The organism is Kitasatospora sp. RG8 (genome assembly GCF_017813315.1).
GTDB lineage: Bacteria > Actinomycetota > Actinomycetes > Streptomycetales > Streptomycetaceae > Kitasatospora.
This window is the reverse complement of record NZ_JAGIYX010000030.1, coordinates 104378-119014: the sequence shown is the minus strand read 5'-3', so window position 1 is coordinate 119014 and position 14637 is coordinate 104378. Positions and strand designations below refer to the sequence as shown.

Annotated in this window: 16 protein-coding genes; 5 read left to right on the top strand and 11 right to left on the bottom strand. The window is 73.0% G+C overall.

What is annotated here, in order from left to right:
• Nucleotides 1-398 precede the first annotated feature (398 nt).
• The 3 genes from J5Y04_RS33335 to J5Y04_RS33325 all read left to right on the top strand — a co-directional run bounded on the left by J5Y04_RS33335 (nucleotide 399) and on the right by J5Y04_RS33325 (nucleotide 4388).
• Entirely contained in the window at nucleotides 399-1676 is a 1278-nt protein-coding gene (locus J5Y04_RS33335; protein ID WP_209416134.1) for a PTS transporter subunit EIIC, read from the top strand.
• A 403-nt stretch (nucleotides 1677-2079) separates the two neighbouring features.
• Nucleotides 2080-3105, top strand: a complete 1026-nt coding sequence (locus tag J5Y04_RS33330; RefSeq protein ID WP_209416133.1) for an LLM class flavin-dependent oxidoreductase — start codon at nucleotides 2080-2082, stop codon at nucleotides 3103-3105.
• A complete protein-coding gene (locus J5Y04_RS33325; RefSeq protein WP_209416132.1) occupies nucleotides 3102-4388 on the top strand; it encodes an LLM class flavin-dependent oxidoreductase in 1287 nt (428 codons plus the stop codon). The genes J5Y04_RS33330 and J5Y04_RS33325 overlap by 4 nt, the downstream gene beginning before the upstream one ends.
• A gap of 62 nt (nucleotides 4389-4450) precedes the next feature.
• Here J5Y04_RS33325 and J5Y04_RS33320 read toward each other — a convergent pair whose 3' ends face one another.
• Complete coding sequence (locus J5Y04_RS33320; RefSeq protein ID WP_209416131.1) at nucleotides 4451-5458, bottom strand: helix-turn-helix domain-containing protein; 1008 nt, start codon at nucleotides 5456-5458, stop codon at nucleotides 4451-4453.
• Nucleotides 5459-5599: 141 nt separating this feature from the next.
• On the opposite strand from J5Y04_RS33320, the gene J5Y04_RS33315 reads away from it, so the two are divergent.
• A complete protein-coding gene (locus J5Y04_RS33315; protein ID WP_209416130.1) occupies nucleotides 5600-6514 on the top strand; it encodes a branched-chain amino acid transaminase in 915 nt (304 codons plus the stop codon).
• Nucleotides 6515-6569: 55 nt separating this feature from the next.
• On the opposite strand, the gene J5Y04_RS33310 is transcribed toward J5Y04_RS33315, so the two are convergent.
• The 3 genes from J5Y04_RS33310 to J5Y04_RS33300 all read right to left on the bottom strand — a co-directional run bounded on the left by J5Y04_RS33310 (nucleotide 6570) and on the right by J5Y04_RS33300 (nucleotide 9272).
• Entirely contained in the window at nucleotides 6570-7925 is a 1356-nt protein-coding gene (locus tag J5Y04_RS33310) for an LPXTG cell wall anchor domain-containing protein (RefSeq protein ID WP_209416129.1), read from the bottom strand.
• 212 nt (nucleotides 7926-8137) lie between these two features.
• A complete protein-coding gene (locus J5Y04_RS33305; protein WP_209416128.1) occupies nucleotides 8138-8884 on the bottom strand; it encodes an MBL fold metallo-hydrolase in 747 nt (248 codons plus the stop codon).
• 196 nt (nucleotides 8885-9080) lie between these two features.
• A complete protein-coding gene (locus tag J5Y04_RS33300; RefSeq protein ID WP_209416127.1) occupies nucleotides 9081-9272 on the bottom strand; it encodes a MarR family transcriptional regulator in 192 nt (63 codons plus the stop codon).
• A gap of 186 nt (nucleotides 9273-9458) precedes the next feature.
• On the opposite strand from J5Y04_RS33300, the gene J5Y04_RS33295 reads away from it, so the two are divergent.
• A complete protein-coding gene (locus J5Y04_RS33295) occupies nucleotides 9459-9902 on the top strand; it encodes a type II toxin-antitoxin system PemK/MazF family toxin (protein ID WP_209416126.1) in 444 nt (147 codons plus the stop codon).
• A 4-nt stretch (nucleotides 9903-9906) separates the two neighbouring features.
• Here J5Y04_RS33295 and J5Y04_RS33290 read toward each other — a convergent pair whose 3' ends face one another.
• The 7 genes from J5Y04_RS33290 to clpS form a co-directional block, all read right to left on the bottom strand.
• The gene (locus J5Y04_RS33290) at nucleotides 9907-10875 is read right to left on the bottom strand and encodes a PLP-dependent cysteine synthase family protein (RefSeq protein ID WP_209416125.1); all 969 of its coding nucleotides are present in this window, start codon (nucleotides 10873-10875) and stop codon (nucleotides 9907-9909) included.
• 42 nt (nucleotides 10876-10917) lie between these two features.
• Nucleotides 10918-11196: a MoaD/ThiS family protein gene (locus J5Y04_RS33285; RefSeq protein WP_209416124.1), complete on the bottom strand. Its 279-nt coding sequence runs from the start codon at nucleotides 11194-11196 to the stop codon at nucleotides 10918-10920.
• Between the two features lie 102 nt (nucleotides 11197-11298).
• Nucleotides 11299-11418 carry a putative leader peptide gene (locus tag J5Y04_RS44055; protein ID WP_326846449.1) on the bottom strand — a complete coding sequence of 40 codons (120 nt, stop codon included), beginning with the start codon at nucleotides 11416-11418 and terminating at the stop codon, nucleotides 11299-11301.
• A gap of 139 nt (nucleotides 11419-11557) precedes the next feature.
• Nucleotides 11558-11989 carry a Mov34/MPN/PAD-1 family protein gene (locus J5Y04_RS33280; protein ID WP_209416123.1) on the bottom strand — a complete coding sequence of 144 codons (432 nt, stop codon included), beginning with the start codon at nucleotides 11987-11989 and terminating at the stop codon, nucleotides 11558-11560.
• Between the two features lie 66 nt (nucleotides 11990-12055).
• A complete protein-coding gene (locus J5Y04_RS33275; protein WP_209416122.1) occupies nucleotides 12056-13498 on the bottom strand; it encodes an amino acid permease in 1443 nt (480 codons plus the stop codon).
• 186 nt (nucleotides 13499-13684) lie between these two features.
• Nucleotides 13685-14260: a DUF2017 domain-containing protein gene (locus tag J5Y04_RS33270; protein WP_209416121.1), complete on the bottom strand. Its 576-nt coding sequence runs from the start codon at nucleotides 14258-14260 to the stop codon at nucleotides 13685-13687.
• 80 nt (nucleotides 14261-14340) lie between these two features.
• Nucleotides 14341-14634: an ATP-dependent Clp protease adapter ClpS gene (clpS, locus tag J5Y04_RS33265; protein WP_148644646.1), complete on the bottom strand. Its 294-nt coding sequence runs from the start codon at nucleotides 14632-14634 to the stop codon at nucleotides 14341-14343.
• Between the last annotated feature and the right edge of the window lie 3 nt (nucleotides 14635-14637).

Genomic DNA, 14637 nt, shown 5'->3' with positions numbered 1-14637 from the left:
CGCCGATCGGCCACGGCCGCGCCGCCCTGGAGGCCGCCGGATCCGCCGTCCTCGACTGGCGGATGCACCGCGCCGCCGCCCGCCCCGCCGGACGGGCGCCCCCGGCGGACCCCTTCCCCCAGGACGGGCCCGCCGGTCGGCCCCCAGCGGTCGGCCGCCTCTTTTTGTTGCGCAAATAGCCAAAATGCCAATCACGGCGGGTAATCATGATCGTCGATCCGCAAGTAGGTTTCGATTTCATAGCGCTTCTCACCAGCACCGCTTTCAGGGGTTCCCCCCCTTCTCCACCCGTGCTACAAAACTGGTCTACACCACGTGTGGTGTAGACCAGTTCGCGGTTCGGCCCCCTGTGCACCTAACCCCCGACCGACCCGCCCTGCCGTTAGGAACCCACCCCCATGAGTCAGTCTGCGCAGGCACCGGCGCCCGCCGCGGCTCCGGCCACGCCCAGCCCCACCAAGAAGTTCGGCCAGAACCTGCTGCAGGGTCTGCAGAAGATCGGCCGCAGCCTCCAGCTGCCCATCGCCGTTCTCCCGGCCGCCGGTCTGCTGCTGCGCCTCGGCCAGGACGACGTGTTCGGCAAGGACGGCCTCGGCTGGAACAAGGTCGCCGCGGTGTTCGCCACCGCGGGTGACGCGGTCTTCGCCAACCTGCCGCTGCTGTTCGCGGTGGGTATCGCGATCGGCTTCGCCAAGAAGGCGGACGGCTCGACCGCGCTCTCCGCCCTCGTCGGCTTCCTGGTGTACAAGAACGTGCTGACCGCGTTCCCGGTCACCGAGGCCGCCGTCGTCGACGGCAAGTACACCGCCCCGGTGTACCAGAACCCGGGTGTGCTCGGCGGCATCGTGATCGGTCTGCTCTCCGCAGTGCTGTGGCAGAAGTACCACCGCACCAAGCTGGTCGACTGGCTCGGCTTCTTCAACGGCCGCCGCCTCGTCCCGATCATCATGGCCTTCGTCGGCACCGCCGTCGGTGTCGTCTTCGCCCTGACCTGGGGCCCGGTCGGCGACGCCATCAAGAGCCTGAACGACACCCTGATCGGCGCCGGCGCGTTCGGTGCGGGCGCCTTCGGCCTGGTCAACCGCGGCCTGCTGCCGGTCGGCATGCACCAGTTCGTGAACTCCTACGCCTGGTTCCAGACCGGTGACTTCACCAAGCCCGACGGCACCGTCGTCCACGGTGACCTCGCCCGCTTCTTCGCCGGCGACCCGACCGCCGGACAGTTCATGTCGGGCTTCTTCCCGATCATGATGTTCGCGCTGCCCGCCGCCGCGTTCGCCATCGCCCACACCGCCAAGCCGCACCGCCGCAAGGCCGTCACCGGCATGATGCTGTCGCTGGCGCTGACCTCCTTCGTCACCGGTGTCACCGAGCCGATCGAGTTCGCCTTCGTCTTCATCGCCCCGGCCCTGTACGTCATCCACGCGGTGCTGACCGCCGTCTCGATGGCCCTCACCTGGGCGCTCGGCGTGCACGACGGCTTCACCTTCTCCGGCGGCCTGATCGACTACGCGCTCGCCTGGAACAAGGCCACCGACCCGTGGATGATCATCCCGATCGGTATCGCGTTCGCCGCGCTGTACTACTTCCTCTTCCGCTTCGCGATCGTCAAGTTCGACCTCAAGACCCCCGGTCGCGAGGACGACGACGAGCTCGAGGACGTCACCAAGGCCTGACGCCGAGGTACGACCCGCAGCACCCCCGGCCCCGCCCCGCCGCTCGCTCCCCCGAGCGGCGGGGCGGGGCCGTTTCGCGCTGCGCGCCCTCGCCCCGCCCGTCCCACCGCCGGAGCGCTCCGGTGAGACGACGGTTGACGAACCGGCAAGACCGCTGGTCAACTGAGTCGGTGAACGCCCCGCGCATCCTGGTCACCCGCAGCCACATCGACTTCGGTCGCGTGTGGTCGGCGGCGTGTTGCGCCTGACCTGACCGTTCCCCCGCCGCCGCCCGGCTGACGCCCCGCCGCGCCCCGGCCCCCGCTTCCCGTCACACGTGACCGCCCGCCACCCGGGCCGCCGCCACGTGCCCGCCTGCACTCCGCAGGCACCGCTCCCGTACGAGGAAAGTCAAGGCCTCGCCATGCCCCGCCAGCTGCACCTGTCCGCCGCCCTCGACAGCCCCGGCCACTTCGACGCCGGGCACTTCGCCGACCTCGCCCGCCTCGCCGAGCGGGCCACCCTGGACTTCGTCACCCTCGACGACTCCTACGCCCCCGAGCCGCAGCGGCTCGACGCCCTCGCCACCTTCGCCCGACTCGCCCCGGACACCCGGGGGATCGGCCTGGTCCCGACCGTGACCACCACGCACACCGAGCCGTTCCACACCTCGATCTCCGTCAACACCCTGGACTGGGTGAGCGAGGGCCGGGCCGGCTGGCTGGTCGGGGTCTCCGACACCGAGGCGCAGGCCCGGGCCTTCGGCCGCAAGGACGTCGCCCCGGCCGACGTGCTCTGGGCCGAGGCCGCCGACGCCGCCGAGGTCGCCGCGCGGCTCTGGGACAGCTGGGAGGACGACGCGGAGATCCGCGACGTCGCGACCGGCCGGTTCATCGACCGCGACAAGCTGCACCACATCGACTTCGAGGGCCCGCACTTCTCCGTCCGGGGCCCGTCCATCACCCCGCGCCCGCCGCAGGGCCGGCCGGTCGTCGCGGTCGCGGTCGCCGCGGCCGACCTCGCGCCGGACGCCCCGGCCGGCGGCCGGGCCCGGGTCGAGACGGCGGCCCGGTACGCGGACGTCGTCCTGCTCGACGCCCCCGGCCGGACCGCCCGGCTGGCCGCCGCCACCGAACTGCGGCTGCGCGCGGGCGAGGGCCTGCGCATCCTGGCCCGGATCGACGCCGCCCTGCCCGACGAGGCGGCCGCCGCCGCCCTGACCGCCGAACTCTCCGGGGGCGGCGCAGGCGTCGACGGCTTCCACCTGGTTCCCGCCGACCCCGCCCGTGACCTGGCCGCCGTCGCCGACCGCGTCGTCCCGGCGCTGCGCGGGCGCGGACTGTTCCGCGCCGGGTACACCGGCCGCACCCTGCGCGACCACCTCGGCCTGGCCCGCCCGGCCGGCCGCTACGCCACCGCTGCGACCAACGCCTTCGAGGTGACCCGATGACGGACCGACCGCTCAAGCAGATCCACCTCGCGGCGCACTTCCCGGGCGTCAACAACACCACGGTGTGGACGGACCCGGCCTCCCGGAGCCAGATCGAGTTCTCCTCCTTCCGCCATCTCGCCGAGACGGCCGAACGCGGGAGGTTCGACTTCTTCTTCCTCGCCGAGGGCCTGCGGCTGCGCGAGGTGAAGGGCCTCATCCACGACCTGGACGTGGTCGGCCGGCCCGAGTCGATCACCGTCCTGGGCGCCCTGGCCGCCGTCACCACCCACCTCGGCCTGGCCGCCACCGTCAACGCCACCTTCAACGAACCGTACGAACTGGCCCGGCGGTTCGCCTCGCTGGACCACCTCTCCGGCGGCCGGGCGGCCTGGAACGTGGTCACCTCCTCGGACGCCTTCACCGGCGAGAACTTCCGCCGCGGCGGTTACCTCGACCGCGCCGACCGCTACACCCGGGCCGCCGAATTCGTGCAGCTGGCCCGGGAGTTCTGGGACGCCGGGGACGGGAACGTCCGGCACGTCGGCCCGCAGTTCGACGTCGAGGGCCGGCTCTCGCTCCCCCGCCCGCCGCAGGGTCACCCGGTGGTCATCCAGGCCGGGGACTCCGACGAGGGCCGGGAGTTCGCCGCCGCCACGGCCGACGTCGTCTTCAGCCGGCACTCCACCCTGGCCGCCGGCCAGGCCTTCCACGCCGACGTGAAGCGACGCCTGGCCGCGTACGGGCGCAAGCCGGACGAGCTGAAGATCATGCCCGGCGTCACGTACGTACTGGGGGACACCGACGCCGACGCCGCCGAGCGCGCCGCCGAGATCCGCCGCGCCCAGGTCGGTCCACGGACCGCCATCGCCTACCTGGAGCAGGTCTGGGGCACCGACCTCTCGGGCCACGACCCGGACGGACCGTTGCCCACCGCCGACCCGGTGGTGGACAGCACCCTCGTCCAGGGCCGGACCAGGCTCGGCGACCCGCTGGAGATCGCCGCCCGGTGGCGGGCGGTGGCGGCCGAGAAGGGGCTCAGCAGCCGCGAGCTGGTGATCGAGGTGACCGGCCGGCAGTCGTTCATCGGCAGCGCGGCGACGATCGCCGCCCAGCTCGACGCCCACGTACAGAGCGACGCGGCGGACGGGTTCATCCTCGTCCCGCACCTCACCCCGGGTGGGCTGGACGACTTCGTGGACCAGGTGGTGCCGCTGCTCCAGGAGCGCGGGGTGTTCCGCACCGAGTACACCGGGACGACGCTGCGCGAGCACCTCGGCCTGCCGGTGCCCGGACGACCCTGAGCGCCTGCCGGTGCCCGGACGGCCCTGAGCCCCGCCGGTGCGCGGCCCGCCACGGACCGGACTCAGATCCGGCCGAGGCGGGCCGCGTGCACGCCGGCCTGGAAGCGGCTCTCCGCCCCCAGGTCGGCGGTCAGCTCGGCGACCAGCCGGCGCACCGTCCGCTCGGAGACCTCCAGTTTGCGGGCGATCGCTGCGTCGGTCAGCCCGTTCGCCAGCAGCCGCAACACCTCCGACTGACGGTCCGTCATGTCCGAGGCGACGGAGAGCAGTTCCGGCGGCGTCCAGGCCGCCGACCAGAAGTACTCGAACAGCTCCGCCACCAGCGCGACCAGGGCCGGCTCCCGCACCACCACCGCCGCCTCGGCGGCCATGGCATCCCCGCCCGGACCGGCTCCCGGCGCGGGCAGGATCGCCAGCCGGGCGTCGACCACGATCAACCAGAGCGGCAGCGAGTGCGCGGCCCTGATCCTGGCGCCGGCTCCGGTCAGCTCCCGCACGTGCGCGAGCACCGCGGGCCGGCGCAGCACGGCGGCCGGGTAGACGGTGCGCAGGGTGGCGCCGTGGGCGAGGGCGAGCCGTTCGCGGGCGAGCTTGCCGGCCAGGGCGGGGCCGGAGAGGTCCTGGCCGGGGCGGAGCGAGAGGGCTTCGGTGCGGGCGCCACGGGCGGCGTCCTCCAGCAGGGCGGCTATCCGGTCGGCGCCGTGGACGAGTTCGAGGGCGGTGCCGGTGTGGTGGCGGTGCTGGACCGGGAGGTAGCCGGCGTGCAGGCGGTCGACGGTTTCGCGGGCGCGGCTCAGCGCGGCGACGAGGGCGGTGACCTGGGCGTCCGTGTCGAGGAGGAGCTGGCGGACGGCGGTGTCGACGGAGACGGCGGCGTGTCCGCCGGCCTCGGCGGCGGTGGGCTGGAGCAGTCCGAGGGCGAGGAGTTCGGCGGTGGCGGCGGCGAGGCGGCGTTCGTCCCAGTCGGGGCCGGGGGCGGCGGACGGGCGGCCGGGTTCGGCGAGCAGCCGGGCGTAGAGCCGGGTGGCGTCGCTGTCGGCGGGGATTCCCGCGCTCTCCGTGCGCTCCATCGGCGCAGCCTAGTGGGTCGGCGTGGGCCGGGCCGGGGCTTCCGAGGGGCGAGACGCCGCCGCTTCCGCTCCCGGTCATGGCCGGTTCCGGCAGTGCCGGGGTGGCTGACCTGCGGTGGAGCGGTGGCCAGGATGGGGCGCATGGCTCTCACCGAAGCTTCGACGATCTGGTTGGACGGCGCGCTGGTGCCCTGGCAGGAGGCGCGGACCCATGTGCTGACGCACGGCCTGCACTACGGCACGGGGGTGCTGGAGGGCACCCGGGCGTTCGCGACGACGAGCGGCCCCGCGGTGTTCCGGCTGCCCGAGCACCTGCGCCGGCTGGATCGCAGCGCGCGCATGCTGCGCATGGAACTTCCCTACAGTGTCGACGAGTTGGCAAAGGCCACGGTCGACCTGGTGCGCGCAAACGGCCACCGCTCCTGCTACCTGCGGCACTTCGCGTTCCTGGGGTACGGCTCCATGGGCCTGGACATGCGGTTCTCGCCGACCGTGACGTCCATTGCGAGCTGGGAGTGGCATTCCCAACTCCCGGACGGGGAGGGCGGGATCAGGCTCAAGACGAGCAGCTGGCGGCGGAACGACCCGAACGCGGTTCCGCCTGCCGCGAAGTCGACCGGTCCGTATCTCAACTCGGTGCTGGCCCGCCGGGAGGCGACGGACGCGGGGTACGACGAAGCACTGCTGCTGGGCCCGGACGGTTCGGTGAGCGAGTGCACCGGCGAGAACGTGTTCGCCGTGCGCGACGGGGTGTTGCGCACGCCGCCGGCCAGCGCGGGCGCCCTGGAGGGGATCACCCAGGACACGGTGCTGACGCTGGCCCGGGATCTCGGTCTGCCGGCCCGGGTGGAGGCCCTGCTGCGTTCGGACCTCTACGCGGCGGACGAGGTGTTCGTCTGCGGGACGGCGGCCGGCGTCGTCCCGGTCCGCTCCCTCGACGACCGCGAGCTGCCGGCCGCGCCCGGTCCGGTCACCGGCCGGCTGCGCGCGGCGTACGAGGCAGCGGTCTCGGGCGCCGACCCCCGCTACCGGCACTGGCTGACGCCGGTGGGGTGAGCAGGTGGCCCCCTGCGCCCGGTCGGGGCGCAGGGGGCCGGTGGTCGCCGTGGTGTCAGGCGGAGCGGCGGCGGCGGAGCAGGGCGAAGGCGCCCGAGCCGACGCCGAGCAGGGCCGCGGCGAGGCCCGCGATCACGCTGGTGTGGTCGCCGTCGGCGCCGGTGGTGGCCAGCCGCTCGGCAGGGGCGGGCGCGGCCACGGTGACCGTGCCGGACGAGGCGGGGGCGGCGGCCGGCGTGGCGGTCGCGCCGGGCGCGGCCGGGGCGGTGGTGACGGCGGCGGCCGGCGCGGGGGCGGGGACGGCTCCGCCCTTCGGCTTCGGCTTGGCCTGGTTGGTGTCCTGGCCGGCGCCCGTGCCCGTGCCCTGGCCGGTGGCCGGGGTGGTGGTCGGGCCGGCGCCGCGCCCCTTCGCGGCGGTGTCCACGGCGACCTGGACGTCCACGCCGCCCGAGCAGGTCGTGGTGCCGCGGAAGGGGTGGCCGGCCGACTCGTTGACGAAGACGCAGGGCTGCAACCGGGTCGGGCCGGCCGGCATGGCGGAGGGGTAGGTCACCCGGACCCGCTTGGTCGTCGTGCTGCCGGGCGCGGCCGAGGAGTCACGGCCGTCGAGGTAGAAGCCCGAGCCTCCGCCGTCCGCCTCCGACCGGGGCACGGCGGTCAGCGCCGTCCACCGGCCGTCGGCGCCGCGCACCTCGAGCTTGGCGTGTCCGTCCGTGAAGAGCACGTTGCCGAGGTTGGCGTAGGCCGACGGGGTCGGGTTCCGGAGCACCGCGTCGAACTCGATCGGCGCGCCGCCGGCGACGGCCGTGTGCGGCACCCCGGCGATGCCGTTGGAGATCGAGTCCACCTTGATCTGGCGGGCGTCCTTGACCTCGGGCTCGACCGGGCCGTCCTGCCACCAGCCCTTGACGTTCGACCGGAGGGTGACGGCGGGGCCGACGCCGCCGTTGCTGTCGCCGTCGTGCGGCGTCCCCATGGGTACGCCGAGCCGCAGGTGGACGTCGGTTCCCCCCGGCGGGACGATGATCTTGCCCGCGACGGTCGAGAAGACGACCTTGTCCCCCGCGCGGCGGGACTCCAGCGAGAGGTGCTCCCAGCCGCCGGTCATGTCGTTGCGCCAGTCCATGCTCATGGCGTTGGCCGGCGCCCCGAGGCTGGTCTCGACCGAGAGTTCCAGTGCGACGGCGAAGCCCTGGTCCCCCGCGTTGCCGATGGTCTCGGTGAACTCCACCGGCTGGCCGGCGAAGCCGATCCCGGCCGGGCCGTGGGCGGTGAGGTTGAGCGGCCCCGCGGCGGCGAAGGCCGGCGCGGCGGTCACCGCCCCTCCGGCGACCAGCCCCGCGGTGAGGACGACGGCCGGAACGACGCCGCGGACACGGCGCAGGGCACGGTTGATCTGCTTCTGGCGCATGGATTCCCCCCGGAACCTTCCCGGACGGCGGCGAGGCCTCCGGGCAGCACGAAGTAGGCGTGCTGGTGACGTTGACGATGGCCGGCCCGACGGGCCCGGCCTGGTGATGCGGCTCTCCCGCCGCTCACTTACCAAGACGCCCGGGAGGCCTGATGGTTGCAGGTGATCCCGAAAATTCTTCGTGTGCGCCCGTGAGGGGCCCGCCCGTCGACTCAGATCTCGTAGACCGCGCCGGCCCGGGCGATGTCGACCGGGCCCGCGAAGGCGGCGGCGGCGTCCCGGCGGTTGTGCTCGGCGTCGGTCCACGGCGGGATGTGGGTGAGGACGAGGCGGCGGGCGCGGGCGGCGGTGGCGTGCTCGCCGGCCTCGCGGCCGTTGAGGTGGACGGCCTGGTAGGTGTCGCGACCGTCGATGTACGCGGCTTCGCAGAGGAAGAGGTCGGCGTCGCGGGCGAGCTCGACGAGTTCGTCGCTCTCGCCGGTGTCGCCGGAGTAGACGAGGCTGCGGCCGTCGTGTTCGAGCCGGAAGGCGAAGGCGTCGACGGGGTGGTTGACCTGGGCGACGCCGATCCGGAACGGTCCGAGGTCGAAGCCGCCGGGGGTGAGGGTGCGGAAGTCGAAGACCTCCTTCATGCCGGGGTTCTCCGGCATGTCGTACGCGCGGGCGAGCCGCTCGGCGGTGCCGGCCGGGCCGTAGACGGGCATCGGGTCGGGACAGCCCTCGGCGCGGTAGTTGCGGGCGACCCAGTAGGCGCAGAGGTCGACGCAGTGGTCGGCGTGCAGGTGGCTGAGCAGGACGGCGTCGACGTCGTAGATGTCGGCGTACTTCTGCAGGGCGCCGAGTGCGCCGTTGCCGAGGTCGAGCACGACCCGGTAGCCGTCGGCCTCCACGAGGTAGCTGGAGCACGGGGAGTCGGCGGACGGGAAGCTCCCCGAGCACCCCACCACGGTCAGTTTCATCCGAGCCCCTCCGCCCCGACACGTCCTGGCTGCCGCTGGTCATGGCAGTGCGGGCCGGTGAACCGGCCGGTGACGCTGCCCTCGCGTGTGTCGAGGGTAAGGGCGGAGAGGCACTTTGCCCCCGTCTCCGTGCCGCGCTGTGGCTGGAATCACCAGAACGCCGGGGCGCCGGTCCGGCGGGGCCGGAGGCGCCGGTTCAGCGGTGGCGGGGACGCCGGCGGGCCCAGGCCCTGATCGTGTCGGGGTACCAGCGGGGGTGGCCGTCGCCGTCGACGACGTCCGGGTCGGGCAGCAGGCCGTGCCGCCGGTAGTTGCGGACGGTCTCCGGCTGGACGGTGATGTGGCGGGCGATCTCGGCGTACGACCACAGGTCGGTGCTGCGGCTCACGGGGTCACCTCCGGGGCGTGGGGGGACGTTCGGGAGCAGCTTTTCCGGAGCCTGGGGGTGGATTTGCCGCAGAAACGGGCACTGTGGACGTTCCGTGACGAAACGGGAGCACGGCGCGGACAAATGCCTGACGGTCACGGCGGCCACAGTGGTGGGGGCGGGTGCGGTCCCGGTACGGTTCGCCGCATGACTGGCATCTGGGTGGTCCTGGCCGTGGCGGGCGTCGCGGTCCTGGCGTTGGCCGTGCTCCGGCGGTCCCGGAAGGCCCCGGCCGCACCACAGGCACGGCCCCGCCCGGCGAAGGGCCGGCCGGGGCCGGCCCCGCAGGAGATCTGGTGGGCGCAGGTGCCGTTCGAGGACGGCCCGGGGGTGAAGGACCGCCCGTGCCTGGTGCTGCGGGTCAACGGCCGCACCGCGACCGTCGCGAAGATCACCAGCAAGCACCGTGCCGACCGGCCGGGTGTGCTGCCGCTGCCGCCGGGCTCGGTGGGCGACCGCCAGGGCCGGACCAGCTGGCTGGAGACGGACGAGCTGCGCGAGGTGCCGCTCGCCGACTTCCGCCGCCGGGCCGGCGTGGTGGACCGGCAGATCTGGGCCCGGGCGCAGCGGGCGGTGTCGGCCGGCCAGTGAGCCGTCAGGCCCAGAGCTGGCCCTGCAGCGCCTCGACCGCGGCCTCGGTCGACTCGGCGGTGTAGATGCCGGTGGACAGGTACTTCCAGCCGCCGTCGGCGACGACGAAGACGATGTCGGCGCGCTGCCCGGCCGCGGCGGCCTTGCGGCCGACGCCGAGGGCGGCGTGCAGGATCGCGCCGGTGGACACGCCGGCGAAGATGCCCTCCTGCTGGAGGAGTTCGCGGGTGCGGCGGACGGCGTCGGCGGAGCCGACGGAGAAGCGGGTGGTGAGCACCTCGGCGTCGTACAGCTCGGGGACGAAGCCCTCGTCGAGGTTGCGCAGGCCGTAGACCAGGTCGTCGTAGCGCGGTTCGGCGGCGACGATCCGGATGCCGGGGACCTTCTCGCGCAGGTAGCGGCCGACGCCCATCAGGGTGCCGGTGGTGCCGAGGCCGGCCACGAAGTGCGTGACGGTGGGCAGGTCGGCGAGGATCTCGGGGCCGGTCGTGGCGTAGTGGGCGCCGGCGTTGTCCGGGTTGCCGTACTGGTAGAGCATGACCCAGTCGGGGTGCTCGGCGGCGATCTCCTTGGCGATCCGCACCGCGGTGTTGGAGCCGCCTGCGGCCGGGGAGGCGATGATCTCGGCGCCCCACATGCGCAGCAGTTCGCGGCGCTCCTCGCTGGTGTTCTCGGGCATCACGCAGACCATCCGGTAGCCCTTGAGCTTGGCGGCCATGGCGAGCGAGATACCGGTGTTGCCGCTGGTCGGTTCCAGGATGGTGCAGCCGGGGGTGAGCAGGCCGGCGGCCTCGGCGCGCTCGATCATGTGCAGCGCCGGGCGGTCCTTGATGGAGCCGGTGGGGTTGCGGTCCTCCAGCTTGGCCCAGAGGGTGACCTGGCCGTCGGTGTTGCCGGGGATGCCGGCGGAGAGGCGGGGCAGGCGGACCAGCGGGGTGTTGCCGACGGCTTCGAGCGGGCTGTCGTAACGCAAGGGGGGCCTCCGGCAACGGCGGTGAGGGTCGGGAGCGGGAGGTCAGCGGGCGCCGCCGGCCACGGCGGGCAGGATGGTGACGCTGTCGCCGTCGGCGAGGGCGGTGGAGATGCCCTCCAGGAAGCGGACGTCCTCGTCGTTCAGGTAGACGTTGACGAAGCGGCGCAGCTCGCCGCCCTCCAGCAGGCGGGCGGCGATGCCCGGGTGGCGGGCGTCGAGGTCGTGGAAGAGTTCCCCGAGGTTGCTGCCGGTGCCCTCGACGGCCTTGGCGCCGTCGGTGTAGGTGCGGAGGATGGTCGGGATGCGGACCTCGATGGCCATGGGTGCGCTCCTGTGCGAGTCGTGAGGTGGGTGGGCCGCAGCGGGCGCGGCAGGGCGGGTGGGCCCGGGGCGCAGGGCGTGCGGCGGGCGTGGGCGGGCGGCTCAGCGAGAGCGCGCCGGCGTGCCGGGACAGATCGCACTGGCGAGCCGGCACAGGTCGATGTGCAGGCGCGCCACGAGGCGGGTGCCCGGGGCCTGGGTGCTCACATCGACGGAACGCATGGGCTCATCGTATAGATTCCCGGCCTCGCTCCGACATGCCTGTCTCGCGATCCGGATGTTTCCGTTTCTGCTGGTGAGATGACGTCGGCCCGCCGACCGCTCGCGGGCAGTCGGCGGGCCGCGCCCAGGTGGGTGCTGGTCAGGGCTGGTAGGCCTCGACGACCTGGACGTCTTCCTCTGTGATCTCGCCGTCCACGATGCGGAACGAGCGGAACTGGTACGGGTCGTCGGGGCCGTTGCCGTCGGCGGTGGAGACCAGGACGTAGTGGGCGAACGGCTCGGAGGCGTAGCTCACGTCGGTGCGCGAGGGGTAGGCCTCGGTCGCGGTGTGCGAGTGGTAGACGATCACGGGCTCCTCGTCCCGGTCGTCCATCTCGCGGTACAGCTTGAGCAGGTCGCCCGAGTCGAACTCGTAGAAGGTGGGCGAGCGGGCGGCGTTGAGCATCGGGACGAACCGTTCGGGCCGCCCGGTCCCGGCCGGGCCCGCCACCACGCCACAGGCCTCGTCCGGGTGGTCGGCGCGGGCGTGGGCGACGATCGCGTCGCGCAGTTCTCGGGTGATGGTCAGCATGCGGTCAGGATAGCCACGCCCCGGCGGGCACCGGCCGGGGCGTCCACGCCGTGGTCCGACAGGTGGTCAGCCACCGACGCGGGCGTGCGGGTGGTCGTCGGCGACGGCGTCGAGGGCGGCCGGGCTGCGGCGCTTGAGGACCTGGTAACCGACCACCAGCAGCACGGCCCAGACGGGGAGGACGTACAGCGAGATGCGGCTGTCCTCGTCCAGGGCGATCAGCACGACGACCAGGGCGAGGAAGGCGAGCGCGGCCCAGCTGCTCCAGACGCCGCCGGGCGCCTTGAAGGTGGGCGGCGGGAGGTGGCCGGCCTTCCAGGCCTTGCGGTAGCGGATCTGGCAAATCAGGATCATCGCCCAGGTCCAGAGGCCGCAGACGGTGGCGACCGAGGTGATGTACTCGAACGCCTTGGCCGGGGCGAGGTAGTTGAGGACGACGCCGGCGCCCATCAGCAGCGAGGAGAGGGTGATCGCGGCGGCCGGGGTGCGGCGGGAGTTGAGCCTGGTGAGGCCGGCGGGGGCCTGGCCGCGCAGGGCGAGGTCGCGCAGCATCCGGCCGGTGGAGTACATGCCGGAGTTGCAGGAGGAGAGCGCCGCGGTGAGCACCACGAAGTTGATGATGCCGGCCGCGGCGGGGATGCCGATCTTGCCGAAGGCGGCGACGAACGGGCTGACGCCGGGCTGGAACTCGGTCCACGGGACGAGCGAGAGGATGACCACCAGGGCGCCGATGTAGAACAGCGCGATGCGCCAGGGCAGGGTGTTGATGGCGCGCGGCAGGGTCTTCTGCGGGTCCTCGCTCTCGCCGGCGGTGACGCCGACCAGTTCCACGCCGAGGTAGGCGAACATGACGATCTGCAGCGTCATCACGGTGGCGCCGATCCCCTTGGGGAAGAAGCCGCCGTTCTCCCAGAGGTGGCTGACCGACGCGGTGTCACCGGCGTCGCTGAAGCCGAGGGTGAGGACGCCGATGCCGATCAGGATCATGCCGATGATGGCGGTGACCTTGACCATGGAGAACCAGAACTCGATCTCGCCGAAGAGCTTCACCGAGATCAGGTTGGCCGCGTAGAGGATGACCAGGAAGGTCAGCGCGCTGAGCCACTGCGGGATGCCGGGCGCCCAGAACTTCACATAGACGGCGGCGGCGGTGGTCTCCGCCATACCCGTGACAACCCAGAAGAGCCAGTACGTCCAGCCCGTCACATAGCCCGCGAAGGGGCCGAGGAACTCCCGGGCGTACTCCGCAAAGCTGCCCGACACCGGGCGGTACGTGAGGAGTTCACCGAGCGCCCGCATGATCGCGAAGATCGCCACGCCCGCCACCGCGTACGACAGGATCAGGCTCGGGCCGGACTTGGAGATCGCGGTGCCGGCGCCGAGGAAGAGACCGGTGCCGATGGCGCCGCCGATCGCGATCATCTGGATCTGGCGGCTGCCCAGCCCCCGCTCGTAGCCCTCGCCGTCCGGTTCGGTGTCGACCGTTTCGTCGTGGAGCTGCTCGGCCATGGTGCACCGTCCTGGATGGGTCTCGTGGGGTGGAGAAGTCGTACCACGCGGCGTCCGGACAGCGGTGTTCATCTGAGCGACATTTGAGCATGGAGTACTACGGTTTCGCCCGATTTGAAACTAAAAGCCCCGACCCTCTGTCCAGCATGCGGACGGGGTCGGGGCCTGCCCGGAAGCGGGCAGAATTCAGTCCGAGAGCGCCTCCAGCAGCGATTCCTGGAGGGCGCCCAGCCACAGGTACGCCATCACCAGCGGCTTCCGCTCGTCGGCGTCCGGCAGGTCGTACAGCCCCTGCTCGTCCTCCTCGGTGACCTCCAGCCGCACGCCCAGGGTCAGCCGGAGGTCGTTGAGCGCGCACAGCCAGCGCGGGCAGTCGGCGGCGGGCAGCTTGAGCACCCCGCCCTCGCCGCCGAGCCCGTCCAGCGCCCGGACCACCTGCAGCGCGTCGTCGCGCTTGCGGGCGCGCAGGTCGAGCTCGGTGTAGCGGCGGAACTCGCCGGAGGCCGCCCTGCTCTCGTCGTCCTGGGGCTTCTCCGGGTCCCGGTAGGCGTCCGGGAACAGCCGGGCCAGCGCGGGGTCCGAGGGCGCCTCGGTCGGGCCCTCGGCGAACAGCGCGGCCAGCGGGTCGCCGCCCTCACCACCCGGGCCGGGGCCGATCAGCTCCAGCATCTGCACTTCCAGGGAGCGCAGGATGGAGGCCTCCACCTCGTCCAGCGCGATCGCCGCGCTCCCGCCGCCGGCACTCTCGAACAACCCAGCCATCGTTATCGGTCAGCCCGTCTTCGTCGTCTTCGGTGGTGCGGCGCCGCCCCCGGTGGTGCGGCGCCCGGCGGCGCCGCGGCTCAGTCGTGCTGGAGCGTCGCCCAGAGGCCGTAGCCGTGCATCGCCTGCACGTCGCGCTCCATCTCCTCGCGGGAGCCGCTGGAGACCACCGCCCGACCCTTGGTGTGCACCTCCATCATCAGCTTCCTGGCCTTGTCCTTCGGGTACCCGAAGTAGGCCTGGAAGACGTACTGGACGTAGCTCATCAGGTTGACCGGGTCGTTGTGCACGATGGTCACCCAGGGCGTGTCCGGCTCCGCCACCGGCAGGCCTTCGACCTCCGGTCGCTCGATCTCCGCGGGCGCGACACTCACCGC

Excerpts from the sequence above, each read along its gene's own strand:
- J5Y04_RS33320 (WP_209416131.1), bottom strand. The coding sequence starts at position 5,458 with ATGGAGCGCACGGAGAGCGCGGGAATCCCCGCCGACAGCGACGCCACC.
- J5Y04_RS33310 (WP_209416129.1), bottom strand. The coding sequence starts at position 7,925 with ATGCGCCAGAAGCAGATCAACCGTGCCCTGCGCCGTGTCCGCGGCGTC.
- J5Y04_RS33325 (WP_209416132.1), top strand. The coding sequence starts at position 3,102 with ATGACGGACCGACCGCTCAAGCAGATCCACCTCGCGGCGCACTTCCCG.
- J5Y04_RS33295 (WP_209416126.1), top strand. The coding sequence starts at position 9,459 with ATGACTGGCATCTGGGTGGTCCTGGCCGTGGCGGGCGTCGCGGTCCTG.
- J5Y04_RS33275 (WP_209416122.1), bottom strand. The coding sequence starts at position 13,498 with ATGGCCGAGCAGCTCCACGACGAAACGGTCGACACCGAACCGGACGGC.
- J5Y04_RS33305 (WP_209416128.1), bottom strand. The coding sequence starts at position 8,884 with ATGAAACTGACCGTGGTGGGGTGCTCGGGGAGCTTCCCGTCCGCCGAC.
- J5Y04_RS44055 (WP_326846449.1), bottom strand. The coding sequence starts at position 11,418 with ATGCGTTCCGTCGATGTGAGCACCCAGGCCCCGGGCACCCGCCTCGTG.
- J5Y04_RS33330 (WP_209416133.1), top strand. The coding sequence starts at position 2,080 with ATGCCCCGCCAGCTGCACCTGTCCGCCGCCCTCGACAGCCCCGGCCAC.
- J5Y04_RS33335 (WP_209416134.1), top strand. The coding sequence starts at position 399 with ATGAGTCAGTCTGCGCAGGCACCGGCGCCCGCCGCGGCTCCGGCCACG.
- J5Y04_RS33315 (WP_209416130.1), top strand. The coding sequence starts at position 5,600 with ATGGCTCTCACCGAAGCTTCGACGATCTGGTTGGACGGCGCGCTGGTG.
- J5Y04_RS33285 (WP_209416124.1), bottom strand. The coding sequence starts at position 11,196 with ATGGCCATCGAGGTCCGCATCCCGACCATCCTCCGCACCTACACCGAC.
- J5Y04_RS33270 (WP_209416121.1), bottom strand. The coding sequence starts at position 14,260 with ATGGCTGGGTTGTTCGAGAGTGCCGGCGGCGGGAGCGCGGCGATCGCG.
- J5Y04_RS33280 (WP_209416123.1), bottom strand. The coding sequence starts at position 11,989 with ATGCTGACCATCACCCGAGAACTGCGCGACGCGATCGTCGCCCACGCC.